Below are 25,007 nucleotides of genomic sequence, written 5' to 3'. Positions count from 1 at the left end.
ATCGCCAGCCTGTGCAGTGATGGCCGTGAGCCCGCAATGACAATAACTTCAGAACTCCCCGTAGCCCCAGACGAACCACTTGTGGAGCCTCGCAAGAGTCGCAAGAACAACCCGGAAAAGACCCGCGAGAACATCCTGCAAGAGGCGATTGTCGAGTTCGTCCAGCAAGGACTTTCCGGCGCTCGCGTCGATGCGATCGCCGAACGCATCCACACCTCGAAACGCATGATCTATTACTACTTCGGCAGTAAAGAGCAGCTGTACGTCGAGGTGCTGGAGAAACTCTACGGCGATATCCGTAGCACCGAAAACCGTTTGCACCTGGCCGAACTGGCTCCGGTGGAGGCGATTCGGCGGCTGGTGGAATTTACCTTCGATCACCATGACCGCAATGTCGATTTCGTGCGCATCGTCTGCATCGAGAACATTCACAACGCCGAGTTTGTGAAGCGCTCCGATGCGATCAAGGCGATGAACAACACCATCCTCGATTCTCTGAATGAGATCCTGCGTCGCGGAGCTGAAGAGGGTGTGTTCCGGGCCGGCCTGGACCCGCTGGATGTGCATTTGCTGATCAGTTCGTTCTGCTTCTACCGCGTGTCGAACCGCCATACCTTCAGCGAGATATTTCAGATCGACTTGCCGGATGAAACCGTCAAGCAGCGTCATCGGGCGATGATTTGCGAGTCGGTTTTGCGCTATTTGCAGGCCTGACGCTTTCGCGGGCAAGCCTCGCTCCTACAGGTTCGATGTGTGCCGCACGATAGTGGCACGACGCCAATCCTGTAGGAGCTGCCGAAGGCTGCGATCTTTTGATTCTCACCCATTCATGCTTTGAAAATGCGCCAGCATCCGCTGCGCATCTGGCACCACGCCACTGAACAACTCAAACGCCTTCACCGCCTGGAACACCGCCATGGTGCCGCCATCCAGTGTCCGGCAACCCAAGGCCCGGGCGTTGCGCAGCAGTTCGGTTTCCAGCGGGAAGTAAACAATCTCCGCCACCCACAATTCAGTCCTCAACAGCTCGATCGGCACCGGCATGCCCGGCAGTTTTTTCATGCCCATGGGCGTGGTGTTCACCAGACCATCAGCCAGCGCCAAGGTACTCTCCAGATCATGCCCGGCCACGGCTCGGCCAGCGCCGAAATGCTGATTGAGGTTGTTCGCCAGCGCCTGCGCCCGGCCATCATCCACATCGAAAATGCTGAGTTGCCGGACGCCTTCGCTGAGCAACGCGTGGGCCACCGCCGCACCTGCGCCACCGGCCCCCATTTGGACTACACGCTCACGGACAACGTCCTTCAAGCCTCGGCGAAAACCCTCGGCAAAACCCAGGCAGTCGGTGTTGTGGCCGATGCGTTTTCCGTCCTTCAGCACCACCGTGTTCACCGCGCCGATGCCCCGGGCCTCCGGGGACAATTCGTCGAGCAGCGGGATGATGGCCTGCTTGCACGGGAAAGTGATATTCAGCCCGGTGAAGTTCATGCGCTCGGCGGCCATCAGCAGGTCGGGCAGGGCGTTAAGGTCAAGCTGCAACTGGTCGAGGTCGATCAAGCGATAGAGATAACGCATGCCCTGGGCATCGCCCTCGTGCTCATGCAGCGTTGGCGTGCGCGAGGCCTGGATGCCGGCGCCGATCAATCCGGCCAGTACCACGGTGTTATGTGTCATGGCGCTCATCCCTTCAAACGCAGGCTGAAATGCTCCAGCGCCAGACGATAGCCGTGGCTGCCGAAACCGGCCATCACTGCGGTGGCGATGGCTGAGACGAAAGAGTGATGACGGAACGGTTCGCGGGCGTGGACGTTGGACAGGTGAACTTCGATCACCGGTAGTTCACAGGCGACCAACGCATCGCGAATCGCCACTGAGGTGTGGGTCCAGGCTGCCGGATTGATCACAATCCCGGCGCAACGGCCACGGGCGGCGTGAATCCAGTCGAGCAATTCGCCTTCATGGTTGGTCTGGCGGAACTCCACCGTCAGGCCGAATTCCTCGGCGGCGCGTCCGCACATCGCGGAGATGTCGGCCAGGGTTTCGTGGCCGTAGGTCGCCGGTTCACGGGTGCCGAGCAGGTTCAGGTTCGGGCCGTTGAGCACCAGAACGATAGGGGGCATCGGATTCTCTCCACTTATTATTGTTGGCATTGGCTGTTGGTTTCAGCCTGTGGAGATAAATTGTACTAGCTGGTTAATTTGGTCAATTGAAGAGGCGATGTCGCAGGTTTTTGTGTGCGGTGATCGGACATAAGAAAAAGATCGCAGCCTTCGGCAGCTCCTACAGGTATACGCAAAACCGGTGTAGGAGCTGCCGAAGGCTGCGATCTTTTAACGAGGCAAATGCTCAACCAGAAAATCTATGAACGCCCGCAACCTTAACGGCACATGCCGACTTTGCGGATACAGCAGGGTGAAGGGGCGCGAGCGTCCGCCATACGGTTTGAGCACTTCCACCAGCGAGCCATCCGCCAACTCTTTTTCGACGATGAAACGATAGGTCTGAAACAACCCCGCAGCGTGTTTCGCCAGGGTTACGCCGCCCAGCACGTCGTCGGAGCAACTGAGATTGCCCTCGGCGAGAATCTCCCGAGGCTCGCCATTGTCATTGAACAGCCAGGCAATCCGCCGGCCGCTGCTGGGCAATTCGTACTGAATGCATTCGTGCTGCGGGAGATCATCCAGGGTTTGCGGCACCCCGGCGCGCTTCAGGTAATCGGGACTGGCGATCATCACCAGCGCCGCGTCTTCCAGTGGCCTGGCGATCAAACCCGAATCCGGAATCGCCCGCACGCGGATCGCCATGTCGTAGCCTTCGCCAACAAAGTCGATGTTGCGATTGCTGATATGCGTCTCGACCTTCACCGCTGGAAACCGCGCGCGAAACGCCGGCAGCAACGGCAAGATCCGGTGGTGGGCGTAGGTCGTAGGAATACTGATACGCAAGGTGCCGGACGGTTCCTGCTGCTGGCCCATGACCTCCCTTTGCGCTTCAACCAATTGCGCCAGCGCCTGACGGCATTCCTCGTAATAACGTCGACCACTGTCGGTCAACTTGACGCTACGGGTGGTGCGGGCGAACAACCACACTGCCAGGCGTTCCTCCATGCGCGACACCGATCGGCTCACGGCGGCCGGCGTCACTCCGGCGACCAGCGCGGCGGCGGTAAAGCTGCCAGCCTCGGCGGCCAGGCAAAACAGCTCGATGCTGCCGAGCTGAAGATCGTCGAAATGTCGCTGCATGATTGATTACGCCGGGGATCAAATGAAGGCTCGAGCTCTGTATTTATCAAATACCCGCGCATTAATACAGCCTGTTACTACGAAAGGATTGCTTACCATTTTCCGGCGTAGTGGGCAGGGCGTTCGTGGTCTCGAAAGCTAGGCTCAGTTCAGGTGGCTGATTTGGGGAAGTCAGCGCCAGTTATCGGAATTCCAAGGAATGTCGAGTCTTGCGACTTATTAACCTAACGGATGGGTTAGCATGAGATTATTCAGCTACAAAGGGTTTTCAATGGTGATCATGCTGCGCGATGAGCACTGCCCGCCACACGCGCATGTGGACGCCGGAACCTGGAGCGCGCGCTTCAAATTCAGTTTTTGGCACAACGCTGTCGAGCTTTGGGATGTGGTGCCGCTGTCGCGCCGCCCGCCGGTGGCGTTGCTGGAGGGATTGCGCCATGCCCTCAGGCAACCGGCCCACTTGCGCAGGGCGCGGGGCATCTGGTGGGACAAGTTGCACACCGCTTGCCTCGACAATCAGTTGTGGGACGGGGAAAGCAATGAAGTCGTGGTCATGAAACGGCTCGCCAGTACGACCTACATGATTGGTTCGGCGTGTTACGAGCCTGATGAGAACAAGACCCTGCTGGCGCTGATAGGCGCACCGGAGGGCGTGGAGATCGAATTATGAAAACGATATCGGCCAAACTGCAGGTGGATCGGCCAGTGACTGAAGAGGTACTGGACGAGGCAATTGAACGGGGGCGACTGCGCCACAAAAGTACTTTGCAGGCGACGGCGGTGACCTTTCAGGATGGGTGCCTGACGATCCGCTTCGAGGATGGCGCGGGTGTGTTGCTGCCTGTGAAACTCTTCCCGGAGTTCGATGGTTTTGAGGCCGAGGATTTTGCCGCGCTTAGCGTCGGTTTTTCGGGCACCGCACTGTGCAATGAAGAGAAGGACCTGCACGTCTCCATCGCCGGGCTGATTTCCGCCAGCAAGCCGCTGATGAATATGGCGGCCTCGGTCATTTCCTCGCGCAATGGGCGCCAAAGCAGCGCCGCCAAGGCTGAAGCGGCGCGGGCTAACGGTAAAAAGGGCGGTCGCCCGCGCAAGGTCGAAGTCGCCCAATAATCAGCACCCACAAAAAAGCCGTCATCAAGACGGCTGATTTGTATCTGGCACCTGCAATCAACGCCGGGTAAGCAGCACTCCGGATTCCATGTGATGGGTCCACGGGAACTGGTCGAACATCGCGCATTGGCTGATGCGATGGGTGTCATGCAGCTGGGCGATGTTGTCGGCCAAGGTCTGCGGGTTGCAGGAGATGTAGAGGATGTTGTCGAAGCGTCGGGTCAATTCGCAGGTGTCCGGGTCCATGCCGGCGCGCGGCGGGTCGACGAACACACTGCCGAACTCGTAGCTCTTCAGGTCGATGCCGTGCAGGCGACGGAACGGCCGCACTTCGTTCAAGGCTTCGGTCAGTTCTTCGGCGGACAAACGCACCAGGGTGACGTTATCCACAGCGTTTTCGCTCAGGTTGCTCAGCGCCGCGTTGACCGAACTCTTGCTGATCTCGGTGGCCAGCGCTTTGCGCGCGCGGGTGGCCAGGGGCAGGGTGAAGTTGCCGTTGCCGCAATACAGCTCCAGCAAATCGTCCGTGCGATCGCCCAAGGCGTCGTAAGCCCAGTTCAGCATCTTCTGGTTCACGGTGCCGTTGGGCTGGGTGAACGCGCCTTCCGGCTGGCGGTAACTGAACGTGCGGCCGCCGACTTCGAATTGCTCGACCACGTAATCCTGGCCGATGACTTCGCGTTTGCCCTTGGAGCGACCGATGATGCTGACGTTCAGGTCCGCCGCCAGTTTCGACGCAGCGGTGTGCCAGTGCTCGTCCAGCGGACGGTGATAGCACAGGGTGATCATCGCATCGCCGGCCAGGGTGGTCAGGAATTCCACCTGGAACAGCTTGTGGCTCAGGGCTGCACTTGCTTGCCACGCTGCCTTGAGCTGCGGCATCAGTTCATTGATGCGCAGGCTGGCGATCGGGAATTCTTCGATCAGGATCGGCGTGCGTTTGTCGTCCTGGGCAAACATCGCGTAGTGACGGTCGCCGCCTTCGCGCCACAGGCGAAATTCTGCGCGCAGGCGGAAGTTTTTCAGCGGCGAGTCGAATACGACGGGTTCTGGCGCACCAAACGGGGCCAGCAGGTCACGCAAACGCGTGACCTTTTCTTCGAGCTGTACGGCGTAGGCCTGGGAATCAAAAGTCATGCGTTGAACCAACCCAACTTGATCACGAACAGAATCGACAGAATCACCAGCGCCGGGTTCAGCTCACGGGCGCGGCCGGACAGCAACTTGATCACGGTCCAGGAAATGAAACCGAAGGCGATGCCGTTGGCGATGGAATATGTGAACGGCATGGCCAGCGCGGTGACCACGACCGGTGCGGCAACGGTGATGTCGTCCCAGTCTATTTCGGCCAGGCCGGATGTCATCAGTACCGCGACGAACAGCAGTGCCGGTGCCGTAGCAAACGCCGGAACACTGGCGGCCAGTGGCGAGAAGAACAACGCGAGCAGGAACAGAATCGCCACCACGATGGCGGTCAGGCCGGTGCGGCCACCGGCACTCACGCCAGCGGCGGATTCGATGTAACTGGTGGTGGTCGAGGTGCCCAGCAGCGAACCGGCCATGGCCGCGGTGCTGTCAGCGATCAATGCACGGCCCATTTTCGGCATGTGGCCGTCCTTGCCCATCAGGCCAGCGCGCTTGGCGACGCCGATCAGGGTGCCGGAGTTGTCGAACAGGTCGACGAACAGGAAGGCGAAGATCACGCTGACCAGACCGATGTCCAGTGCGCCCTTGATGTCCAGTTGCAGGAAGGTCGGAGCCAGGGACGGCGGCATCGACATCACGCCGCCGAACGCGGTGAAGCCCATCACGATGGAAACAATGGTCACCGCCAGGATGCCGATCAGCACTGCGCCGCGAACTTTCAGGGCTTCGAGGGCGACGATCAGGGCAAAGCCCAGGGTCGCGAGGATCGGTGCCGGTTGTTTCAGATCACCGAGTCCGACCATGGTCGCCGGGTTGCTGACCACGATGCCGGCGTTGTGCAGGGCGATCAATGCCAGAAACAGACCGATACCCGCAGCAATCGCCGAGCGCAGGGGCAGCGGAATGCTGTTGATGATCCATTCACGGATGCGGAAGATCGACAGCAGGAAGAACAGCACCGCCGAAATAAACACTGCCCCCAGCGCCACTTGCCAGGTATGGCCCATGTGCAGGACCACGGTGTAGGTGAAGAATGCGTTCAGGCCCATGCCCGGTGCGAGTGCGATCGGGTAGTTGGCGATCAGGCCCATCACTGTCGAGCCGATGGCGGCGGCCAGGCACGTGGCGACAAACACCGCACCCTTGTCCATGCCGGTCTCGCCGAGGATGCTCGGGTTGACGAACAGAATGTAGGCCATGGCCAGGAAGGTCGTGACGCCCGCAAGAATCTCGGTCCGCACGTTGGTGTTATGTGCCTTGAGTTGAAACAGCCTTTCCAGCATGTCTGCTCCCCGTGGCGCGCAGTGCGCCGTGAATGTATCGACCTCAACAGCAAAGCACAGACTGCCCAGGGCGCCCGGAATTTTCTGAGGGTCGGAAAAAGCCGCGCATCATACCAGCCGCGTGGGGTAATGGCTGCGATCGTCGGCGATGTTTTGCGGTTCGCTGAACTGAGCCATACTGCGCGCCTGTTTTGGGGGAGTCTTCATGGTTCGCATCAAGCGCAATATTGTTCGATCGTTTGGGCTGTTTTTCGCGTTGCTGGCCGGTGTGCCTGCCGTTATGGCGGCGTCGGCACCGCCGTTGACCAACGTTCAGGTGCTCAAGGTCCAGTCGGCGGCGTGCGGGATTGAAAATATCTCGGCGGGGCAGGAACGCACGACCTGCGATCACGGCGGGGCGAACATCAAGGTCTATGTGCTGGAAATGGGCTACGGACGCGGACCGCGTGCGTCCATCGACGGTTTTAGCGTCGCCGGCGGGCAGACCAACGTCTGTGCCTACGGCAACGGCAACCCGACGCAATGCACCAGCACCGAGACCAGGGTTGTCGGAAAGCTTTACGTCTATGACCTGGGCGACAGGCAGGAAGGGACATTCACCTTCAGCAACACCTCGATCAACGCGCCGGGCAACACGCTATCGACCCAGCTTTACATCAAGTAACGACCGGGCGCGAACCAGGGTCAATAAAGCTGACTAAGCTTTAAGGATCATCCTGTGGACCGTGCCCATGACCTTTAGAGCTCTGATTACCCTCGCCGAGGGCATCGATGACCTGCAATGCGTGACCCTGGTCGATGTGCTGCGCCGCGCTCAAGTAGAAGTGGTGGTGGCCAGCATCGAGGGCCGGCGCATGCTCACTTGCGCCCGTGGCACCCGCCTGACCGCCGACGCGATGCTGGTGGACCTGCTGGCCCAGCCGTTCGACCTGATTGTCCTGCCCGGCGGAGCCGTTGGCGCGCAACACCTGGCGGCGCATCAACCCCTGCAACAACTGATCAAGGACCAGGCCGCCGCCGGACGCCTGTTCGCCGGCATCGCTGAAGCCCCGGCGCTGGCGCTGCAAGCCTTTGGCGTGTTGCGTCAACGGCGCATGACTTGCCTGCCCACGGTCAGCAATCAATTGTCGGGCTGCACCTTTGTCGATCAACCCGTGGTAGTCGATGGCAACTGCATCACCGCCCAAGGCTCGAGTGCTGCACTGCCATTCGCACTGGCGCTGGTGGAACAACTCTGTGGAAAAGCCACGCGCGCGACGGTGGCGGGGGAGTTGTTGGTTTAGAACCGATCAGGCATGGACGGCAATCGGCTCGATGACCGGTTGCTCACGATGTTCGGCCTGCCAGAGGTCGTAGTCGATTTGAACCCCCAGCCACATCCGGGCTTTACCAATGCCTGCCCGCTCCAGACGTACCGCCAGATCCGGGCTGATCGGCGCGTGGCCATGCAACACTCTGGAAAGATGTGGCCGCGCAAATCCGAGATGGCGGGCCAATTCTGTGACGCTGATGCCAAGCTCGGGCAACACGTCCATCAAAAGCGTTTCACCAGGGTGTGGCGGGTTGTGCATGGGCATGATCCTGCCTCCTGTCAGTGATAGTCCAGATAGTCGACCAGTTCGATATCCGAGCCAATAAAACGAAAAATAACTCGCCAGTTTCCCGAAACGCTGAGGGACCAATACTCGGCCAGTTCTCCCTTTAACGGGTGTAGCCGCCATCCCGGAAGATCAAGGTCCCCAGGCACTACTGCGCGGTCCGTGAACTGCAGCATCCGAGCCAGACGTTTCGCATGGTCTGCGCGAATCCCACGAGTCGAACCTGATTCATAGAAGCCACGAAGGCCTTTGTGCTGAAAGGATTTGATCATGGGGGGAGTGTAAGGCGATACATTACACTCGATGCGGTATCTATGTATCGCACTTGGTCGGCGAATATGTGCTTTGTGCGCGATTGCGCCACAGATCAATTCCTTTGAACGCTCATCCAACCCCCGAAGTCGTACCCCTTATGACGGCGGTTTGCCAAAACGCCGCGAATGTATGACCAACCGTGAGGTGTTTATGAGCGCGACCACTCCCGAGGCGGCGACGCCGTCCTTCGCACGCCATCCGTTACGCCTGACGCTTAACGGCCAGGTGCGTCAACTCGAGGTCCTGCCCTGGACCACGTTGCTGGATTTGCTGCGCGAGCAACTTGATCTGATCGGCACGAAAAAGGGCTGCGACCACGGCCAGTGCGGCGCCTGCACGGTGTTGCTCAACGGTAAGCGGGTGAATGCCTGCCTGACCCTTGCCGTTATGTGCGACGGCGCCGAATTGACCACTATCGAAGGCCTCGCCAGCGGCGAAGCACTGCACCCGATGCAGCAAGCCTTTATCAAGCACGATGCCTTTCAATGTGGCTATTGCACGCCGGGGCAGATTTGTTCGGCGGTGGGGCTGGCCAATGAAGGTCGTGCTCACAGTACCGAAGAGATTCAAGAGCTGATGAGCGGCAACCTCTGCCGCTGCGGTGCCTACACCAACATCCGCGATGCCATCGAAGAAGCCTTGCCCGCCTGCCGCCAAGGAGGTGGCCAATGAATCCTTTCCACTACAGCAAGCCGGATTCGGTGCAGGACGCCGTGCATCTTGCCGGCCCGGCGTCGCGCTTCATCGCGGGCGGCACGAATCTTCTGGACCTGATGAAGGAAAACCTGACCCGTCCCGAGCATCTGATCGATATCACCGGTTTGCCACTGCGCGAGGTCACTGAAACGGCCAAGGGCGGGCTGATGATTGGCGCGTTGGTCAGTAACGCTGACTTGGCCTGGCACCCGATTATCGAGCAGCGTTATCCGCTGTTGTCCCAAGCGATTCTGGCGGGCGCGTCGCCGCAACTGCGTAACATGGCCAGCACCGGCGGCAACTTGCTGCAACGCACCCGCTGCTATTACTTCTATGACGCCAATGTGCCGTGTAACAAGCGCGAACCCGGCAGTGGCTGCCCGGCGCGGGACGGACTCAATCGGATTCACGCGATCCTCGGCGCCAGTGCGCAATGTGTCGCCACGCATCCGTCGGATATGTGCGTGGCACTGGCTGCGCTGGAAGCGGTGGTCCACGTGCAAGGTCGCAACGGCGCAAGAATTATCCAATTCGGCGACTTTCACCGCTTGCCGGGCGACCACCCCGAGCGCGACAACCACTTGGCCGACGATGAGCTGATCACCGCCATCGAACTGCCCGCCACCGGTTTTGCCGAACACAGCCATTACCTGAAGATTCGCGACCGGGCGTCCTACGCATTCGCGCTGGTGTCGGTGGCCGCCGCGCTGGATTTCACCGGTCCCGTGATTCGCCAGGCACGTCTCGCCCTCGGCGGCGTGGCGCACAAGCCGTGGCGCGACGAAGCTGTCGAAAATTGGTTGGTTGGCAAAGCGGCCAGCGTCGAAACCTTCACCGCTGCCGCCGACGCTTTATTGCAGAACGCGCAGCCTCTCGAACACAACGCATTCAAAGTCAAACTGGCCCGTCGGGCGATTGTTCGCGCCTTGAGCGATGCCGCGCGGGGAGGGCAAGCCTGATGACTACGTTCACTAAACCGATGGGGCAACCGCTTGATCGCGTCGATGGCCATCTCAAAGTCACCGGTCAGGCGCGCTATGCCGGGGAGTTTCCCGAGGACGGCCTGCTGCATGGCAGTGTTGTCTCCAGCCGCATCGCCTGCGGTCGTGTGATCAACATTGACGCGTCCAAAGCCCTCGCGCTGCCGGGCGTGGTCGCCGTGATCGATCACACCAACCGCCCGAAGATCGCCAGTTACGACAAGGACTATGAAGACGCCGACTCGGCTGACGGCTCGCCGTTTCGTCCGCTGTACAACGACCGTGTCCTGTACAGCGGCCAGCCGCTGGCACTGGTTGTCGCGGATAATCTTGAGCTGGCGCGCTATGCCGGTTCGTTGATCGAGATCGAGTACGACGCCGAGAGCCATCAGACCGATCTCTTGAGTCTGCAGGGCGAAGCCCATCCCGCACCCGCCGAGCTGCCGAAACCGCGTGGGAATTTTCAGGCCGAGTTCGTCGGCGCGGCCATGAGCCTGGATCTGAACTACAGCACGCCGATCGAACACCACAATCCGATGGAACCGCATGCCAGTACGGTGCTGTATCAAACCGATGGCAGCCTGCACATCCACGACAAGACCCAAGGCCCGCAGAACTGTCAGTCCTACGTGCAAAAGGTCTTCGGCCTGGAGAAAGAGCAGGTCAGGATTTTCGCTGCGTATGTCGGCGGGGCATTCGGTTCCGGTTTGCGTCCGCAGTATCAACTGCCGTTGGCGGTGATGGCGGCGCTGCACCTCAAGCGTTCGGTGCGCGTGACGCTGACGCGGCAACAGATGTTTACCTTCGGCTATCGCCCGCGCACCTTGCAGCGCCTGCAATTGGGCGCGGCGGCCAATGGTCGCTTGCTTGCAGTGGCGCATACCGCCATCGGCCAGACCTCGCGTTTCGAGGATTTCACCGAGCATGTGGTGGAGTGGAGCGGCATGCTCTACCACTGCGACAACGTGCAGCTGACCTACAAACTGCTGCCGCTCGATGTCTTCACGCCGCTGGACATGCGGGCGCCGGGCGCGGCGCTGGGGCTGATTGGCCTGGAGTGTGCGATGGATGAACTGGCCTGCGCGCTGGCCATCGATCCGGTGCAACTGCGCCTGATCAACTATTCCGAGCGCAATCAGAACGAAGACAAACCCTATTCCAGCAAAGAACTGCGCGAGTGTTACGCCCAGGGCGCCAAACGGTTCGGCTGGGAAAAGCGCGATCCTGAACCGCGCAGCATGTGCCAGGGCCGGCAGTTGGTCGGTTGGGGCATGGCCGGTGGCGTGTGGGAGGCGATGCAGCAGAAGGCCAGCGCCAAGGCCTCACTCGATCACCACGGCAAACTTACCGTCAGCAGCGCCACCACCGACATTGGCACCGGCACCTACACGGTGATGACGCAAATCGCCGCGCAGGCGTCAGGCGTTTCGCTGAAGGACGTCACCTTTGTCCTCGGCGACTCTTCATTACCCACCGCGCCGTTGCAGGGCGGATCGTTCACGGTGTCGTCGGTCGGCACGGCGGTGCAGCAGGCGTGTGAAGCCTTGAAGGAAAAACTGCTCGCCGTAGCGCGCCAAACGTCGCCAGCGTTCAGTGGCGTGACTTCGGAGCAGGCAGTGTTCGAAGACGGACAGCTGTCATTCGGTGAGGCGCATATCCAATTGGCCGATCTGGCCCGGGACAGTGGCGAGGATGCGATTGAGGTTCAAGTCGACGCCGAGCCGGACAAAAAACGCGAAGCCTACGCCACGGCGACCCACTCGGCGGTGTTCGTCGAAGTGTTGGTGGATGAGGATTTGGGCACGGTGAAGGTCAATCGGGTGGTCAGCGCAATTGCTGCCGGCCGGGTGGTCAATCCGAAAATGGCCCGCAGCCAGATCCTCGGCGGCGTGGTCTGGGGCATCGGCATGGCGCTGCATGAGGAGACGCAAACCGACCATGCGCTGGGTCGTCACATGAACCACAGCCTGGCCGAGTACCACATCCCGGTAAACGCCGATATCGGCGAGATTGACGTGTTGTTTGTCGAAGAACACGACGAGATCGTCAATGCCCTCGGTTCCAAGGGCGTCGGCGAAATCGGTATCGTCGGGGTCGCGGCGGCGGTGGCCAATGCTATCTATCACGCCACCGGCAAACGGGTGCGGGACTTTCCCGTCACCCTGGACAAGCTGCTCTAGGCCTTGGCTTCCTCGACCGCGACGTGCATGCGGTCGCGGTTGGCCAGGGTCGGGAACAGTTTGATCCAGGTCCCGGTGACCACCAGCGTGCCGATGCCGCCCATGACCACGGCCGGCACGGTGCCGAACCAATGGGCGGTGAGGCCGGATTCGAATTCGCCCAACTGATTCGAAGCGCCGATGAACAATCCGTTCACGGCGCTGACCCGGCCGCGCATTTCATCCGGGGTTTCCAGTTGCACGAAGGAGGCGCGGATTACCATGCTGATCATGTCCGCCGCGCCCAACACCACCAGCACCGCCAGGGAGAACCAGAACGAGGTGGACAGGCCGAAGGCGATGGTCGCCACGCCGAAGATGCCCACGGCGGTGAACATCACCCGTCCGACTTTGCGTTCCACGGCAAATCGCGCCAGGAACAGCGACATCAACAGCGCACCCACCGCTGGCGCCGAACGCAGCAGGCCCAGGCCCCAGGGGCCGGTCAGCAGAATGTCCTTGGCGAACACCGGCAACAGCGCCGTCGCGCCTCCCAGCAAAACCGCGAACAGGTCCAGGGAAATCGCCCCGAGGATGTCCGGGCGGCTGCGAATGAAACGGATACCCGCCAGCAGCGAATCCATGGTCGCCTTGCCCTTGTTCAACGGTGTCTGCCGCGCGGGCAGGTTGAGCATCAGGCAGCAGGCGATGATGTACAGAACGACCGTCGGGCCATACACCCAGACGCTGCCGAAGGCGTACAGCAAACCGCCGAGCGCCGGTGCCACGATGGTCGCTGATTGCTGCGCCGATTGCGCGGCGGCCACGGCCCGTGGGAACAGCGTACTCGGCACGATGCTCGGGAGCAGCGCCTGGGTGGTCGGCATCTCGAAGGAGCGCGCGGCACCGAGCAGGAAGGCGAGGATGAAGATCATTTCCCGGGTGACGTGATCGGTGGCGCTGCCGATGGCCAGGGACAACGCGATCAAGGCTTGCAGGGACTGGCAGATCGCCGCGACTTTGCGCCGGTCATAACGGTCCGCGACATGCCCGGTGTGCAGCATGAACAGTACGCGCGGGGCGAATTCGACCAAACCCACCAGGCCCAGGTCCAGCACGTTGCCGGTCAGTTGGTACAGATTCCAGCCGATGGCCACGGTGAGCATCTGAAAACCGCTGGCGGTAAACACCCGGGCCAGCCAGAACGCAATGAAAGGACGGTGATGACGTAACAGCAGGGGCGCTTGGCTGGGCATCTGAAGGCAGGTCTTGAGCGAGGGGAGGGTTGAGACTATCACCAAGCTGTAACAAGAAGTTGCGCTGACAAAAATTTTAGGTAGCTAGACATCGATCTCGAAAACCCAGGAATCCCCCTGTGGGAGCGGGCTTGCTCGCGAAAGCGGTGGGTCAGGCAAATTGATTTCGACGTATACACCGCTTTCGCGAGCAAGCCCGCCCACACAGGGAATGTGTTGCAGCCCGTGACCAAACCAATGAGGCAACCTGTCACGCGGCAAAAGACCACACCGTCCATCGTCAAAAATGGGACTACTCTTTCAACGTTGCTTGATCCAGATCAATACCCCACAAGGAATTGATCCGGCGGCCACACGGCCAGACTCCCTACGTTGTGATGTTTGTAAAAAAAGAACGAATTCGAATTCGCCACACTCCATATCCGTGGGGGCAGAGTGGGTGCAGGGTCATAAGCCCTTCAGCCGGTATTACCTGACAGAGGAAGACTTATGTTCGGTTTGGAGGCACTTGATCTCGCCCGGATGCAGTTCGCGTTCACCATCTCGTTCCACATCCTGTTCCCGGCCATCACCATTGGCCTGGCGAGTTACCTGGCGGTACTCGAAGGGCTGTGGCTCAAAACCCACAACGACACCTATCGCGATCTGTACCACTTCTGGTCGAAGATCTTTGCCGTCAACTTCGGCATGGGCGTGGTCTCCGGGCTGGTCATGGCCTATCAGTTCGGCACCAACTGGAGCCGTTTCTCGGACTTCGCCGGGGCGGTCACCGGGCCGCTGCTGACTTATGAAGTGCTCACCGCGTTCTTCCTCGAAGCCGGGTTCCTCGGCGTCATGCTGTTCGGCTGGAACAAGGTCGGGCGCAAGCTGCACTTCTTCTCCACGGTCATGGTCGCCGTCGGCACGCTGATCTCGACGTTCTGGATTCTCGCGTCCAACAGCTGGATGCAGACGCCCCAAGGCTTTGAAATCATCGACGGTCGAGTGATTCCCGTGGACTGGCTGGCGGTGATCTTCAACCCGTCGTTCCCGTACCGCTTGATGCACATGGCGACGGCAGCGTTTGTCGCGACTGCTTTCTTTGTCGGTTCCTCGGCGGCATGGCACTTGCTGCGCGGCAAAGACAACCCGGCGATCCGCACCATGCTTTCGATGGCCATGTGGATGGCGTTGATCGTGGCGCCCATCCAGGCAGTGATCGGTGACTTCCACGGCCTCAATACGCTCAAGCATCAGCCGGCGAAAATCGCGGCGATCGAAGGCCACTGGGAAAACGTCGGGGATGAACCGACCCCGCTGATCCTGTTCGGCTGGCCGGACATGAAAGCCGAAAAGACCAAATTCGCGGTCGAGATTCCTTACCTCGGCAGCCTGATCCTCACGCACTCGCTGGACAAGCAAGTGCCGGCACTCAAGGACTTCCCGCCTGAAGACCGGCCGAATTCGACCATCGTATTCTGGTCGTTCCGGATCATGGTTGGCCTGGGCTTCCTGATGATCTTCACCGGCTTGTGCAGCCTGTGGCTGCGTAAAAGCGACAGGTTGTACACCTCGCGGCCGTTCCTGTACCTGGCGTTGTGGATGGGGCCGTCGGGTCTGATCGCAATCCTCGCGGGCTGGTTCACCACTGAAATCGGCCGTCAGCCGTGGGTGGTCTACGGGTTGATGCGCACGGCGGATGCGTCCTCCAATCACAGCTTCATGCAGATGAGCATCACGTTGATCATGTTCGTCGTGGTCTATTTCGCGCTGTTCGGTGCCGGCCTGGGCTACATGATGAGGCTGGTGCGCAAAGGGCCGAAGATCGACGAAGGCAAGGAAACCAACGACGGTGGTCCTGGCCAGAAACGTACGCCGGCCCGTCCGCTGTCCGCAGCTGACGATGATGACACCGACGGTGACCACCGCCACAGCCTGACCAAGGAGATTTGAATCATGGGTATTGATCTTCCGCTGATCTGGGCCGTGATCATCATCTTCGGCATCATGATGTACGTGGTCATGGACGGCTTCGACCTGGGTATCGGGATTCTCTTCCCGTTCATCCCGGGCAAGACCGACCGTGACGTAATGATGAACACCGTCGCACCGGTCTGGGACGGTAACGAAACCTGGCTGGTCCTCGGAGGCGCGGCGTTGTTTGGCGCCTTCCCGCTGGCCTACTCGGTGGTGTTGTCGGCGTTGTACCTGCCGCTGATCTTCATGCTGATCGGGCTGATCTTCCGTGGTGTAGCGTTCGAGTTCCGCTTCAAGGCCAAGGACGACAAGCGTCACCTGTGGGACAAGGCGTTCATCGGTGGTTCGGTGGCGGCGACGTTCTTCCAGGGCGTGGCGCTCGGGGCGTTTATCGATGGATTGCCCGTAGTTGACCGCCAGTTCGCCGGCGGTTCACTCGACTGGGCGACGCCGTTCACCATGTTCTGCGGCGTAGCGCTGGTGATTGCCTACGCGTTGCTCGGCTGCACCTGGCTGATCATGAAGACCGAAGGCAAGTTGCAGGAGCAGATGCATAACCTGGCGCGGCCCTTGGCGTTCGTAGTGCTGGCAGTGATCGGTATCGTCAGCATCTGGACCCCGCTGGCCCATGCCGATATCGCCGCGCGCTGGTTCACCTTGCCGAACCTGTTCTGGTTCCTGCCGGTACCGATCCTGGTGCTGGTGACCATGTATGGTCTGATCCGTGCCGTGGCCCGCAACGCGAACTACACGCCGTTCCTGCTGACCCTGGTGCTGATCTTCCTCGGCTATAGCGGCCTGGGCATCAGCCTGTGGCCAAACATCGTGCCGCCGTCGATCTCGATCTGGGACGCTGCGGCACCGCCGCAAAGCCAGGGCTTCATGCTGGTGGGGACGCTGTTCATCATCCCGTTCATCCTGGGCTACACCTTCTGGAGCTACTACGTGTTCCGCGGCAAGGTCACCCACGAAGACGGTTACCACTAGCCCCGCCCTGTACCTGTAGGAGCGAAGCTTGCTCGCGAAGGCGCCCTCGCCGGCGCCATCCCCTTTCAAGAGAGGATTGAAAACATGTCTACAAAACCCTCCTTGCACGACATCGAACAGGCCGAAAAAAAGCCGCTATGGCAGCGGCTCGGATGGTTGGCGATGATCTGGACCGGCAGTGTCGTGGCCCTGTTTATCGTGGCCAGCCTGATGCGCATGTTCATGAATGCCGCAGGCCTGACCACCCACTGAAACACCCACAGTTCCCATCCCGATGCCTTGTGGCACGGCCTCAACCCTCCTGACGGAGGGTTTTTTTGCCCGGGTTATTTGCGCGCCTTGAGAATCACGAATTTCGGGGTAGCCGCCACTTGCTCGACGCCGCGGAACAGCCGCGCCAATTTGCTGTGATAACCCAAGTGACGATTGCCGACGATGTACAACGCGCCGCCGACCACCAAAGCCTCCCGGGCCTGCTGGAACATCCGCCAGGCGAGAAAGTCGCCGACGACCTGTTGCTGGTGGAAGGGTGGATTGCACAGCACCACATCCAGCGATTGCGGTTCCTGACCGGCCAGGCCATCGTCGGCGCGCACGATTACATCCCGTTCACCCAGCGCCGCGCGCCAGTTTTCGCTGGCCGATTGCACGGCCATGAATGACTCGTCCACCAGCGTGTAATGCGCTTCAGGGTTTTGCAGGGCGCTGGCGATGGCCAGCACACCGTTGCCGCAACCCAGGTCAGCAACCCGCGCTGCGCCGAGGTTTTTCGGCAGATGCGGCAGGAACGCACGCGTGCCGATGTCCAGACCTTCGCGGCAGAACACATTGGCGTGGTTAAGCAGTTCGATCGCAGGCTCGTCGAGCAGGTAGCGCGACGGGTAGGGCGATGCGACGGGGGGGTTGGATTGCGCGGTGGCGATCAGCAACCGGGCCTTCTTCACGGCCAGCGAGGCTTGTACCGGGCCAATGTAGCGTTCCAGCAAGTCCCCGGCGGCGCGGGGCAGGTGCTTGACCATTGCCGCCGCAATCACTTGGGCACCCGGGGCCAGTTGGCCTTGCAGGCGAATCAGTTGTTCTTCAAGTAAAGCGAGGGTTTTCGGCACCCGGATCAACACCCGGTCGAACGACCCGACGAACGCTTCACTGGCCGGCACGTGCGGCACCGCGTCAAACGCCTTTGCATTGCGGATCAGGTTCTTTTCCAGTCCCAGGAAGGCCAGGAACGAGTCGCCACTGCTGGTCACTTGAACCTTGCCTGCCAGGCTGGCGGCCAATGCGCCGAAACTGTCATTGAGTACCAACACCCGAGAATCCGCAGCCGGTTGTTGCTCGGCCAGATGATTCAGCAGGTATTCGTCGGCAGCATCGAACGCTTGCAGTGGTTCATTCTGCTGTTCGGGCTGGCGGATCAGGTCGAGTTGGGCGAAAGGTGTTTCGAGCAAGGGCATGGGGCGGGGGGCTCTGGATAATCAACGGGTATCCCGCGGCCAAGGGGCGATGTAGCGGGCAGAAACGACCGAGTGGACTGCGTCGCGAAGTGTCACACGTCATCACTCTGGAAGGATCGCAAATGGTACGTTTTTTTCTATCGGATTACCCGCAGGTTTTCCTTGAATCGAACCGCTTCAAATAACGCCGTGCCTGACGGCTTTAGTCACGGCGGCAGTCTTGTTGCAGACGCCGAGTTTTTCGATTGCCCGGTGCACGTGGAAATTCACAGTGCGCTCGCTAAGGCTGAGGATTATGGAAATTTCGTATGCGGTCTTGCCATCGGCTGACAGCTTCAATACTTCGACTTCTCTGGGAGATAAATGCGGTGCGACGGGTTTCGGTGCGCTTTTGGGCAATGTCTTGGCAGCCAGATTGTGCAAATGACGACTGATGAAAACCGTGAAGCCGAGATTTTCATACAATTCATAAGCGCTAATCGGGCAATGGCTTCTAGCCAGACTCAGAATGCTGCAAAGGCCGCTTTCCTGATCATGGATCGATTGCGACCAACCATGTTGAAGTCCTTCCTGTTGCAAGGCTTGCCACATCCAGGGCGTCTTTGAAAAAACTTCTTCAGTCCACATAACCGGCAACATGGATTGATTGCAATGAGCCACTATCGGATCTATAGCACTGAATTTGTTTTCTTTATATTGGGTGTTCCATCCAGGCGGAAAGTTATTTCGGCTAAAGGGTGTGATCCTGTGTGCCAATAGTTTTTGATGTTATTGAAAACGCACAGAATTTATACCCCAGATTTTTAATGAAATTGAGTGAAATCTGGTACGCGATGTCAATTTCATTGGCGTGAGACAGTTGCGTTAATTGCGACTCCATCCACATTTCCATTTTAGTCCTCCATATTTATGTATCACTGGGGTGGCCATTTGGATCCAAGGATCCGGCACGAACCGAGTGTAGGAGGTTTCTGGTACGCACGCTCCAATTTTTTGGATATGTATGGCGTGCGAGAAGTGCATAACAGATTATGGGTATATGTAACCGAGTGTGGCGAAAGTAAATTAATGTTGAAAAACCATTTATGCGTCTAATGGTCAGTAAGAGCTATGCATTTATTATTATTTAAATAACAAACAGCCCCCGTTGCTAAAGCCACTACAAATCGCCGGTGTTTAAGTCCTCGGCTTTGCGGGACACTGGGGACACCCGTTCAATGGAGTGCCCCATGACCGCCAGTGCAGAAAAATTCACACGCCAGACCCTGCTCGACGTCCAGCCACTGACGCCGAGCCTGTTTACCCTGCGCACAACCCGAGACTCGGGTTTTCGTTTTCGCGCCGGGCAATTCGCGCGTCTGGGGGTGACCAAACCTGATGGCAGCACGGTGTGGCGTGCCTATTCCATGGTTTCGTCGCCGTATGACGAGTTTCTTGAATTCTTCTCCATCGTTGTACCGGGTGGCGAGTTCACCAGCGAGTTGAGCCGTCTGGAAGTGGGGGATACGTTGCTGGTAGAACGCCAGGCCACGGGCTACCTGACTTTGGATCGTTTCGTCGATGGCCGCGATCTCTGGATGTTATCCACCGGCACCGGGGTAGCACCGTTCCTCTCGATCCTGCAGGATTTCGAGGTGTGGGAAAAATTCGAACGCATCATCCTGGTCTACAGCGCGCGCGAAGGCCGGGAGCTCGCGTATCAGGAGTTGATCGCAGGGCTGGCGCAGCGTGATTACCTGGCAGAGCATGCGCACAAACTGCAATTCATTCCGACGGTCACCCGCGAGCAGATTTCGGGTGTTCTGAATGGTCGGATTACCACCCTGATTGAAAATGGCGAGCTGGAGCGGGCGGCGGGGCTGGAGCTGAAGCCAGAGCACTCGCGGGTGATGATCTGCGGTAACCCGCAAATGATCGATGACACGCGTAAATTGCTGAAGCTGCGGGATATGAACCTGAGCCTCAGTCGGCGACCCGGCCAGGTGGCGGTGGAGAACTATTGGTAATAAAAAACGGCGCCCGAAGGCGCCGTTTTTACATCGCAACACAGCTTCAAGGCCGGTCGTTCTGAGCCTTGAGCAGATCGCGGATCTCGCTCAGCAGCTCTTCTTCCTTGGTCGGCACCGGCGGCAGAGTCGGGGCCACCGCCTCTTCACGCTTCAGGCGGTTGATGGCCTTGACGCCCATGAAGATCGCGAACGCAACGATCACGAAGTCGATCAAGCTCTGGATGAACTTGCCGTACGCCAGTACCACCGCCGGGATGTCGCCATTGGCAGCCTTGAGCGTAACAGCCAAGTCACTGAAATCCACCCCACCGATCAACAAGCCGATTGGCGGCATGACCACGTCGCCGACGAACGACGAGACGATCTTGCCAAACGCGGCGCCGATGATGATACCGACGGCCATATCGACCACATTGCCTTTGACCGCGAAGGCCTTGAACTCGTTAAGCACGCCCATAGGTTATTTCCTTGTTACAGATGAGGTTGGTGAACGCAGTGTAAATCAGCAAAACGCATCCTGCTCGACACAACTGCTTACAACGCTTGCCTGCTATCGACCTGCTCATTTGCAGAAAGTTTACAAAAGGCCATCATTCGCGCGCGGTTTACCCGCTCTAGGCCGGGCCTTCCAGCACCTTTTTACTATCGCCTCGGTGTGGCATTTCTATTTAGTTTTTGGGCTGGCGGTCACTAGCCTCTGTTGAGCGCACCTGGATGCGCTTTATAAAATCAGAGGAAACTCCTATGACAACTTCCCTTGGCCTTGGGGCTTATTCCCATCGCCGCGCCCTGGGCGTCTTGAGCGCCGGCCTGCTGTCCTTTTCCGTGAGTGCCGCGACACTGACCCGCGATAACGGCGCCGCCGTCGGCGACAACCAGAACTCGCAAACCGCCGGCGCCACAGGCCCGGTGTTGCTGCAAGACGTGCAATTGATCCAGAAACTCCAGCGGTTCGACCGCGAACGCATTCCGGAACGCGTGGTGCATGCCCGGGGTACTGGCGCCCACGGTACGTTCACTGTCACCGATGATCTCAGCGACCTGACCAAAGCGAAGGTGTTTGCCGGCGGCCAGAGCACGCCGGTGTTCGTGCGCTTCTCGGCGGTGGTCCATGGCAATCACTCCCCGGAAACCCTGCGCGACCCGCGGGGTTTCGCCACCAAGTTCTACACCGCGGACGGCAACTGGGACTTGGTCGGCAACAACTTCCCGACTTTCTTCATCCGTGACGCCATCAAATTCCCGGACATGGTGCACGCCTTCAAGCCGGACCCACGCACCAACCTTGACGACGACTCGCGTCGTTTCGATTTCTTCTCCCATGTGCCGGAAGCCACACGCACCCTGACTGAGCTTTATTCCAATTCCGGAACACCTGCCAGTTATCGGGAAATGGACGGTAATGGTGTCCATGCCTATAAGTTAGTGAATGTCAAAGGCGAAGTTCACTATGTGAAATTCCATTGGAAAAGTTTGCAAGGCATTAATAATCTCGATCCAAAGGCCGTCGAAAAAGTCCAAGGCAAAGACTACAGTCATATGACTAATGATCTGGTGGCTCATATAAATAAGGGCGACTTTCCGAAGTGGGACTTGTACGTTCAAGTCGTGAATCCGCAGGACTTGTCTAAGTTCGATTTTGATCCATTGGACGCCACCAAGATCTGGCCCGGTATTCCTGAGCGAAAAGTTGGACAAATGGTGTTGAACCGTAATCCGGCCAATGTGTTCCAGGAGACTGAGCAAGTTGCCATGGCGCCCGCCAATCTTGTTCCCGGTATTGAACCATCGGAAGATCGTTTGTTGCAGGGGCGAGTGTTCTCGTATGCCGATACGCAAATGTATCGCCTGGGGCCAAATGCTCTGCAACTACCGATCAACGCGCCAAAGGTTGCGGTCAACAACGGTAACCAGGATGGCGCGATGAACAGCGGCGCCAGCAGCACCGGCGTGAATTACCAGCCAAGTCGTTTGCTGCCTCGTGAAGAGCCGCAAACCGCACGCTACAGCCAGTCGGCGTTGTCGGGCAGCACTCAGCAGGCGAAGATTCAGCGCGAGCAGAACTTCAAGCAGGCCGGCGATCTGTATCGCTCTTTCAGCCAGAAAGAACGCCAGGACTTGATCGACAGCTTCGGCGGCTCGCTCGCCACCACCGACGACGAGAGCAAGCACATCATGCTGTCGTTCCTTTATAAGGCCGACCCGGAATACGGCACAGGCGTGACCAAGGTCGCCAAGGGTGACCTGGACCGAGTCAAGGCACTGGCGGCCAAACTGGTCGACTGATCCGTTTGCCTGAAACGCGGGGCCTCATTCGGGGCCCCGTCAGACCAAGGAGCCTGTCCATGCGTTTTTATCTATCCCTGTTTCTGGCAGCCCTGTCGTTCAACGCGTTTGCCGGACCGACGGCGGAGGTCGCGAAAGACCCCGCCCTGCTGAAAGCCCAATTGCAGGATTACTACTTCGATGCCGCGCGCCGTGGCGATGTGCCCATGCTCGAAACGTTTATCGAGGCCGGTTATTCCCTCGATACGCGAGACGACAAGGGCTACACCGCGCTGATTCTGGCGGCCTATCACGGCCAGAGTGCCGCCGTGGACCGCTTGCTCGCCGCTGGCGCCGATGCCTGCGCCCAGGATCAGCGTGGTAACACGGCGCTGATGGGCGCGATTTTCAAGGGTGAAGTGCAGATTGCCCGGACCCTGCTGGCTGCCAATTGCAGTCCCGATCAGCGTAACGGCGCCGGGCAGACGGCGGCGATGTACGCCGGGCTATTCAACCGTGTCGAGTTGCTGGATGCACTCAAGGCCAAGGGCGCCGACCTGAACGCCGAGGATCCGTTGGGCAATAGCGCCGCGCGTCTGGCCAGCGGTGAAATCCGCAACGCAGCGCCGCGCTGATCCGGCCCGGCTGCGCTATCATCGCGGTTTTTGCCGGGAGTTCAGATGGCCAAGGCCAAGCGCATGTACGGCTGCACCGAGTGCGGCTCAACCTTCCCCAAGTGGGCCGGCCAGTGCGGCGAGTGCGGGGCCTGGAACACGCTGACCGAAACCATGGTCGAGAGCGGCGGCGCTGCGGCGCCCAGCGGTCGAACCGGGTGGACCGGCCAACAAGCGCAGATCAGGACCCTGGCGGAAGTCAGCGTCGAAGAGATTCCGCGTTTTTCCACAGCCTCCAGCGAACTCGATCGCGTGCTCGGCGGTGGCCTGGTGGACGGCTCGGTGGTGTTGATCGGCGGTGATCCCGGCATCGGCAAATCGACCATTCTGTTGCAAACCTTGTGCAACCTCGCCAAGAGCATGCCGGCGCTGTACGTCACCGGTGAGGAATCCCAGCAACAAGTGGCCATGCGCGCCCGGCGTCTCGGTTTGCCCCAGGACAAGCTGCGGGTGATGACCGAAACCTGCATCGAAACCATCATCGCCACGGCCCGGCAGGAAAAGCCCAAGGTCATGGTGATCGATTCGATCCAGACGATTTTCACCGAACAACTGCAATCAGCACCCGGCGGCGTGTCCCAGGTTCGCGAAAGTGCGGCGTTGCTGGTGCGTTATGCCAAGCAGAGCGGCACGGCGATTTTCCTGGTGGGCCACGTGACCAAGGAAGGCGCCTTGGCCGGCCCGCGAGTGTTGGAGCACATGGTTGATACCGTGCTGTATTTCGAAGGCGAATCCGATGGGCGTTTGCGGCTGCTGCGGGCGGTGAAGAACCGTTTCGGCGCGGTCAACGAACTCGGCGTGTTCGGCATGACCGACAAAGGCTTGAAAGAAGTCTCCAACCCTTCGGCAATTTTTCTCACGCGGGCTCAGGAAGAAGTCCCGGGCAGTGTGGTCATGGCGACGTGGGAAGGCACCCGGCCGATGCTGGTCGAAGTGCAGGCGCTGGTCGATGACAGTCATTTGGCCAACCCGCGTCGGGTCACGTTGGGGCTGGATCAGAACCGCTTGGCCATGTTGCTGGCGGTGCTGCACCGTCACGGCGGGATTCCGACCCACGATCAGGACGTGTTCCTCAACGTAGTCGGCGGGGTCAAGGTACTGGAAACCGCGTCTGACCTGGCGCTGATGGCGGCGGTGATGTCCAGCCTGCGCAACCGTCCGCTGCCGCATGATCTGCTGGTGTTTGGCGAAGTCGGCTTGTCGGGCGAAGTGCGCCCGGTGCCGAGTGGTCAGGAACGCCTGAAAGAAGCGGCCAAGCACGGCTTCAAGCGCGCCATCGTGCCCAAGGGCAACGCGCCAAAAGAAGCCCCGCCGGGGTTGCAGATTATTGCGGTAACCCGACTGGAACAGGCTTTGGACGCATTATTCGAGTAGCCACAATCCCTGTAGGAGCTGCCGAAGGCTGCGATCTTTTGATCTTCAGCGACGCAATAACGCCAAGGATCAACAGATCGCAGCCTTCGGCAGCTCCTACGGGACGTAATCAGACTTCGATCAACGCACCCAATTCGCGTTCCAGTTCCTCTGGATCGCCCAGGTTGAACTCAATCAACCGCCGCAGACGCTCGATGGATTCCAGGCTGATGTGTTTGCAGACAAACCCGAGCTGACCATGGTCATCGTGGGTCAACATCACGTCCATCTTGATCTCGACGTCGGTGTTCAGATGGATATCAACCAGGAAGTGCCAATCCGGATTACCCAGCCAGGGCTCGGGTTTTTCGATCAACAGGCCCTTGAGCGACAGGTCGATCAGCTTCACCGGCCAGGTGGATTCCCCCTGGCTCAGCTCGGTTCGGGCATCGAACGCAATACGTTTGAAGCGGCGGCGATCGGCAGGGTGGTCGCTCATGGCGCAATCCTCGTGAAGGTTGCCT

The 25,007-nt window shown here is 59.5% G+C and carries 26 protein-coding genes and 1 pseudogene; 15 read left to right on the top strand and 12 right to left on the bottom strand.

What is annotated here, in order from left to right; all coding sequences use genetic code 11:
- Positions 1 to 36 precede the first annotated feature (36 nt).
- Positions 37 to 714 carry a TetR/AcrR family transcriptional regulator gene (locus tag LOY68_RS27780; RefSeq protein ID WP_054616694.1) on the top strand — a complete coding sequence of 226 codons (678 nt, stop codon included), beginning with the start codon at positions 37 to 39 and terminating at the stop codon, positions 712 to 714.
- Between the two features lie 105 nt (positions 715 to 819).
- On the opposite strand, the gene LOY68_RS27775 is transcribed toward LOY68_RS27780, so the two are convergent.
- From LOY68_RS27775 to LOY68_RS27765, 3 genes are all read right to left on the bottom strand, one after another.
- A complete protein-coding gene (locus tag LOY68_RS27775; protein WP_265041034.1) occupies positions 820 to 1,674 on the bottom strand; it encodes a shikimate dehydrogenase in 855 nt (284 codons plus the stop codon).
- A 5-nt stretch (positions 1,675 to 1,679) separates the two neighbouring features.
- Positions 1,680 to 2,120: a type II 3-dehydroquinate dehydratase gene (gene aroQ, locus LOY68_RS27770; RefSeq protein WP_054616693.1), complete on the bottom strand. Its 441-nt coding sequence runs from the start codon at positions 2,118 to 2,120 to the stop codon at positions 1,680 to 1,682.
- Between the two features lie 210 nt (positions 2,121 to 2,330).
- Positions 2,331 to 3,242 (bottom strand): LysR family transcriptional regulator, encoded by a 912-nt coding sequence (locus LOY68_RS27765; RefSeq protein WP_265041032.1) that lies wholly within the window; start codon positions 3,240 to 3,242, stop codon positions 2,331 to 2,333.
- Positions 3,243 to 3,483: 241 nt separating this feature from the next.
- Between LOY68_RS27765 and LOY68_RS27760 the strand changes: the two genes are divergently transcribed.
- On the top strand, positions 3,484 to 3,912 hold the full coding sequence (locus LOY68_RS27760) for a DUF4160 domain-containing protein (RefSeq protein WP_265041030.1): 429 nt from the start codon (positions 3,484 to 3,486) through the stop codon (positions 3,910 to 3,912).
- A complete protein-coding gene (locus LOY68_RS27755) occupies positions 3,909 to 4,355 on the top strand; it encodes a DUF2442 domain-containing protein (protein WP_265041029.1) in 447 nt (148 codons plus the stop codon). Before LOY68_RS27760 ends, LOY68_RS27755 begins: the two co-directional genes overlap by 4 nt.
- 57 nt (positions 4,356 to 4,412) lie before the next feature.
- On the opposite strand, the gene trmA is transcribed toward LOY68_RS27755, so the two are convergent.
- Complete coding sequence (gene trmA, locus LOY68_RS27750; protein WP_163911618.1) at positions 4,413 to 5,492, bottom strand: tRNA (uridine(54)-C5)-methyltransferase TrmA; 1,080 nt, start codon at positions 5,490 to 5,492, stop codon at positions 4,413 to 4,415.
- Positions 5,489 to 6,784: an NCS2 family permease gene (locus tag LOY68_RS27745; protein WP_265041027.1), complete on the bottom strand. Its 1,296-nt coding sequence runs from the start codon at positions 6,782 to 6,784 to the stop codon at positions 5,489 to 5,491. Before LOY68_RS27745 ends, trmA begins: the two co-directional genes overlap by 4 nt.
- A 205-nt stretch (positions 6,785 to 6,989) precedes the next feature.
- Between LOY68_RS27745 and LOY68_RS27740 the strand changes: the two genes are divergently transcribed.
- A complete protein-coding gene (locus LOY68_RS27740) occupies positions 6,990 to 7,448 on the top strand; it encodes a YolA family protein (RefSeq protein ID WP_265041026.1) in 459 nt (152 codons plus the stop codon).
- A 67-nt stretch (positions 7,449 to 7,515) separates the two neighbouring features.
- The gene (locus LOY68_RS27735) at positions 7,516 to 8,067 is read left to right on the top strand and encodes a DJ-1 family glyoxalase III (protein WP_265041024.1); all 552 of its coding nucleotides are present in this window, start codon (positions 7,516 to 7,518) and stop codon (positions 8,065 to 8,067) included.
- Between the two features lie 6 nt (positions 8,068 to 8,073).
- Here LOY68_RS27735 and LOY68_RS27730 read toward each other — a convergent pair whose 3' ends face one another.
- Both LOY68_RS27730 and LOY68_RS27725 read right to left on the bottom strand, forming a co-directional pair.
- Positions 8,074 to 8,361: a HigA family addiction module antitoxin gene (locus LOY68_RS27730; RefSeq protein WP_054051454.1), complete on the bottom strand. Its 288-nt coding sequence runs from the start codon at positions 8,359 to 8,361 to the stop codon at positions 8,074 to 8,076.
- Between the two features lie 14 nt (positions 8,362 to 8,375).
- Positions 8,376 to 8,654, bottom strand: coding sequence for a type II toxin-antitoxin system RelE/ParE family toxin (locus LOY68_RS27725; protein ID WP_265041022.1), 279 nt, complete (start codon positions 8,652 to 8,654; stop codon positions 8,376 to 8,378).
- 193 nt (positions 8,655 to 8,847) lie between these two features.
- Between LOY68_RS27725 and LOY68_RS27720 the strand changes: the two genes are divergently transcribed.
- The 3 genes from LOY68_RS27720 to LOY68_RS27710 are packed head-to-tail and all read left to right on the top strand — an operon-like array spanning position 8,848 to position 12,553.
- The gene (locus LOY68_RS27720) at positions 8,848 to 9,369 is read left to right on the top strand and encodes a (2Fe-2S)-binding protein (protein WP_265041020.1); all 522 of its coding nucleotides are present in this window, start codon (positions 8,848 to 8,850) and stop codon (positions 9,367 to 9,369) included.
- Positions 9,366 to 10,352 (top strand): FAD binding domain-containing protein, encoded by a 987-nt coding sequence (locus LOY68_RS27715; RefSeq protein ID WP_265041018.1) that lies wholly within the window; start codon positions 9,366 to 9,368, stop codon positions 10,350 to 10,352. The genes LOY68_RS27720 and LOY68_RS27715 overlap by 4 nt, the downstream gene beginning before the upstream one ends.
- Complete coding sequence (locus LOY68_RS27710; RefSeq protein WP_265041017.1) at positions 10,352 to 12,553, top strand: xanthine dehydrogenase family protein molybdopterin-binding subunit; 2,202 nt, start codon at positions 10,352 to 10,354, stop codon at positions 12,551 to 12,553. The genes LOY68_RS27715 and LOY68_RS27710 overlap by 1 nt, the downstream gene beginning before the upstream one ends.
- Here LOY68_RS27710 and LOY68_RS27705 read toward each other — a convergent pair.
- A complete protein-coding gene (locus tag LOY68_RS27705; protein ID WP_265041016.1) occupies positions 12,550 to 13,788 on the bottom strand; it encodes an MFS transporter in 1,239 nt (412 codons plus the stop codon). The genes LOY68_RS27710 and LOY68_RS27705 overlap by 4 nt on opposite strands.
- Positions 13,789 to 14,277: 489 nt before the next feature.
- On the opposite strand from LOY68_RS27705, the gene LOY68_RS27700 reads away from it, so the two are divergent.
- The 3 genes from LOY68_RS27700 to LOY68_RS27690 all read left to right on the top strand — a co-directional run bounded on the left by LOY68_RS27700 (position 14,278) and on the right by LOY68_RS27690 (position 16,983).
- The gene (locus tag LOY68_RS27700) at positions 14,278 to 15,720 is read left to right on the top strand and encodes a cytochrome ubiquinol oxidase subunit I (RefSeq protein WP_265041014.1); all 1,443 of its coding nucleotides are present in this window, start codon (positions 14,278 to 14,280) and stop codon (positions 15,718 to 15,720) included.
- Between the two features lie 3 nt (positions 15,721 to 15,723).
- Positions 15,724 to 16,731 (top strand): cytochrome d ubiquinol oxidase subunit II, encoded by a 1,008-nt coding sequence (cydB, locus tag LOY68_RS27695; protein WP_163911643.1) that lies wholly within the window; start codon positions 15,724 to 15,726, stop codon positions 16,729 to 16,731.
- An 84-nt stretch (positions 16,732 to 16,815) separates the two neighbouring features.
- Positions 16,816 to 16,983 carry a DUF2474 domain-containing protein gene (locus LOY68_RS27690; protein WP_082356715.1) on the top strand — a complete coding sequence of 56 codons (168 nt, stop codon included), beginning with the start codon at positions 16,816 to 16,818 and terminating at the stop codon, positions 16,981 to 16,983.
- A gap of 74 nt (positions 16,984 to 17,057) precedes the next feature.
- Here LOY68_RS27690 and LOY68_RS27685 read toward each other — a convergent pair whose 3' ends face one another.
- Together LOY68_RS27685 and LOY68_RS27680 are read right to left on the bottom strand one after the other, a co-directional pair.
- Positions 17,058 to 18,182 (bottom strand): methyltransferase, encoded by a 1,125-nt coding sequence (locus LOY68_RS27685; protein ID WP_265041011.1) that lies wholly within the window; start codon positions 18,180 to 18,182, stop codon positions 17,058 to 17,060.
- A gap of 177 nt (positions 18,183 to 18,359) precedes the next feature.
- Positions 18,360 to 19,074, bottom strand: a pseudogene (locus tag LOY68_RS27680) (autoinducer binding domain-containing protein).
- A 337-nt stretch (positions 19,075 to 19,411) separates the two neighbouring features.
- On the opposite strand from LOY68_RS27680, the gene LOY68_RS27675 reads away from it, so the two are divergent.
- Positions 19,412 to 20,188, top strand: a complete 777-nt coding sequence (locus LOY68_RS27675) for a ferredoxin--NADP reductase (RefSeq protein ID WP_265041009.1) — start codon at positions 19,412 to 19,414, stop codon at positions 20,186 to 20,188.
- A gap of 46 nt (positions 20,189 to 20,234) precedes the next feature.
- Here the strand turns inward: LOY68_RS27675 and mscL are convergent, their stop codons facing one another.
- Positions 20,235 to 20,648 carry a large-conductance mechanosensitive channel protein MscL gene (mscL, locus tag LOY68_RS27670; protein WP_054051433.1) on the bottom strand — a complete coding sequence of 138 codons (414 nt, stop codon included), beginning with the start codon at positions 20,646 to 20,648 and terminating at the stop codon, positions 20,235 to 20,237.
- A gap of 287 nt (positions 20,649 to 20,935) precedes the next feature.
- Between mscL and katB the strand changes: the two genes are divergently transcribed.
- Genes katB through radA form a run of 3 tightly spaced genes read left to right on the top strand, consistent with a single transcriptional unit; the run spans position 20,936 to position 24,504 of the window.
- Positions 20,936 to 22,477: a catalase KatB gene (gene katB, locus LOY68_RS27665; RefSeq protein WP_163911656.1), complete on the top strand. Its 1,542-nt coding sequence runs from the start codon at positions 20,936 to 20,938 to the stop codon at positions 22,475 to 22,477.
- A gap of 59 nt (positions 22,478 to 22,536) precedes the next feature.
- Positions 22,537 to 23,091 (top strand): ankyrin repeat domain-containing protein, encoded by a 555-nt coding sequence (locus LOY68_RS27660; protein WP_265041006.1) that lies wholly within the window; start codon positions 22,537 to 22,539, stop codon positions 23,089 to 23,091.
- A gap of 45 nt (positions 23,092 to 23,136) precedes the next feature.
- Entirely contained in the window at positions 23,137 to 24,504 is a 1,368-nt protein-coding gene (gene radA / locus LOY68_RS27655; RefSeq protein ID WP_054051427.1) for a DNA repair protein RadA, read from the top strand.
- 109 nt (positions 24,505 to 24,613) lie between these two features.
- On the opposite strand, the gene LOY68_RS27650 is transcribed toward radA, so the two are convergent.
- Entirely contained in the window at positions 24,614 to 24,982 is a 369-nt protein-coding gene (locus LOY68_RS27650) for a PilZ domain-containing protein (protein WP_163911662.1), read from the bottom strand.
- Positions 24,983 to 25,007: the final 25 nt, after the last annotated feature.

It is taken from the genome of Pseudomonas sp. B21-053 (assembly GCF_026016365.1).
GTDB lineage: Bacteria > Pseudomonadota > Gammaproteobacteria > Pseudomonadales > Pseudomonadaceae > Aquipseudomonas > Aquipseudomonas nunensis.
Note: the sequence above shows the minus strand (reverse complement) of the source record. Positions and strands in the feature narration are given on the sequence as shown.

Bases quoted from the DNA above. Each gene is read 5' to 3' on its own strand.
- LOY68_RS27765 (WP_265041032.1), bottom strand. From the start codon at position 3,242: ATGCAGCGACATTTCGACGATCTTCAGCTCGGCAGCATCGAGCTGTTT.
- LOY68_RS27650 (WP_163911662.1), bottom strand. From the start codon at position 24,982: ATGAGCGACCACCCTGCCGATCGCCGCCGCTTCAAACGTATTGCGTTC.
- LOY68_RS27710 (WP_265041017.1), top strand. From the start codon at position 10,352: ATGACTACGTTCACTAAACCGATGGGGCAACCGCTTGATCGCGTCGAT.
- LOY68_RS27705 (WP_265041016.1), bottom strand. From the start codon at position 13,788: ATGCCCAGCCAAGCGCCCCTGCTGTTACGTCATCACCGTCCTTTCATT.
- LOY68_RS27675 (WP_265041009.1), top strand. From the start codon at position 19,412: ATGACCGCCAGTGCAGAAAAATTCACACGCCAGACCCTGCTCGACGTC.
- mscL (WP_054051433.1), bottom strand. From the start codon at position 20,648: ATGGGCGTGCTTAACGAGTTCAAGGCCTTCGCGGTCAAAGGCAATGTG.
- LOY68_RS27775 (WP_265041034.1), bottom strand. From the start codon at position 1,674: ATGACACATAACACCGTGGTACTGGCCGGATTGATCGGCGCCGGCATC.
- LOY68_RS27755 (WP_265041029.1), top strand. From the start codon at position 3,909: ATGAAAACGATATCGGCCAAACTGCAGGTGGATCGGCCAGTGACTGAA.
- LOY68_RS27700 (WP_265041014.1), top strand. From the start codon at position 14,278: ATGTTCGGTTTGGAGGCACTTGATCTCGCCCGGATGCAGTTCGCGTTC.
- LOY68_RS27745 (WP_265041027.1), bottom strand. From the start codon at position 6,784: ATGCTGGAAAGGCTGTTTCAACTCAAGGCACATAACACCAACGTGCGG.
- LOY68_RS27685 (WP_265041011.1), bottom strand. From the start codon at position 18,182: ATGCCCTTGCTCGAAACACCTTTCGCCCAACTCGACCTGATCCGCCAG.
- katB (WP_163911656.1), top strand. From the start codon at position 20,936: ATGACAACTTCCCTTGGCCTTGGGGCTTATTCCCATCGCCGCGCCCTG.
- LOY68_RS27660 (WP_265041006.1), top strand. From the start codon at position 22,537: ATGCGTTTTTATCTATCCCTGTTTCTGGCAGCCCTGTCGTTCAACGCG.
- LOY68_RS27740 (WP_265041026.1), top strand. From the start codon at position 6,990: ATGGTTCGCATCAAGCGCAATATTGTTCGATCGTTTGGGCTGTTTTTC.
- LOY68_RS27725 (WP_265041022.1), bottom strand. From the start codon at position 8,654: ATGATCAAATCCTTTCAGCACAAAGGCCTTCGTGGCTTCTATGAATCA.
- LOY68_RS27730 (WP_054051454.1), bottom strand. From the start codon at position 8,361: ATGCCCATGCACAACCCGCCACACCCTGGTGAAACGCTTTTGATGGAC.
- radA (WP_054051427.1), top strand. From the start codon at position 23,137: ATGGCCAAGGCCAAGCGCATGTACGGCTGCACCGAGTGCGGCTCAACC.
- LOY68_RS27690 (WP_082356715.1), top strand. From the start codon at position 16,816: ATGTCTACAAAACCCTCCTTGCACGACATCGAACAGGCCGAAAAAAAG.
- cydB (WP_163911643.1), top strand. From the start codon at position 15,724: ATGGGTATTGATCTTCCGCTGATCTGGGCCGTGATCATCATCTTCGGC.
- trmA (WP_163911618.1), bottom strand. From the start codon at position 5,492: ATGACTTTTGATTCCCAGGCCTACGCCGTACAGCTCGAAGAAAAGGTC.
- aroQ (WP_054616693.1), bottom strand. From the start codon at position 2,120: ATGCCCCCTATCGTTCTGGTGCTCAACGGCCCGAACCTGAACCTGCTC.
- LOY68_RS27735 (WP_265041024.1), top strand. From the start codon at position 7,516: ATGACCTTTAGAGCTCTGATTACCCTCGCCGAGGGCATCGATGACCTG.
- LOY68_RS27715 (WP_265041018.1), top strand. From the start codon at position 9,366: ATGAATCCTTTCCACTACAGCAAGCCGGATTCGGTGCAGGACGCCGTG.
- LOY68_RS27780 (WP_054616694.1), top strand. From the start codon at position 37: ATGACAATAACTTCAGAACTCCCCGTAGCCCCAGACGAACCACTTGTG.
- LOY68_RS27720 (WP_265041020.1), top strand. From the start codon at position 8,848: ATGAGCGCGACCACTCCCGAGGCGGCGACGCCGTCCTTCGCACGCCAT.
- LOY68_RS27760 (WP_265041030.1), top strand. From the start codon at position 3,484: ATGAGATTATTCAGCTACAAAGGGTTTTCAATGGTGATCATGCTGCGC.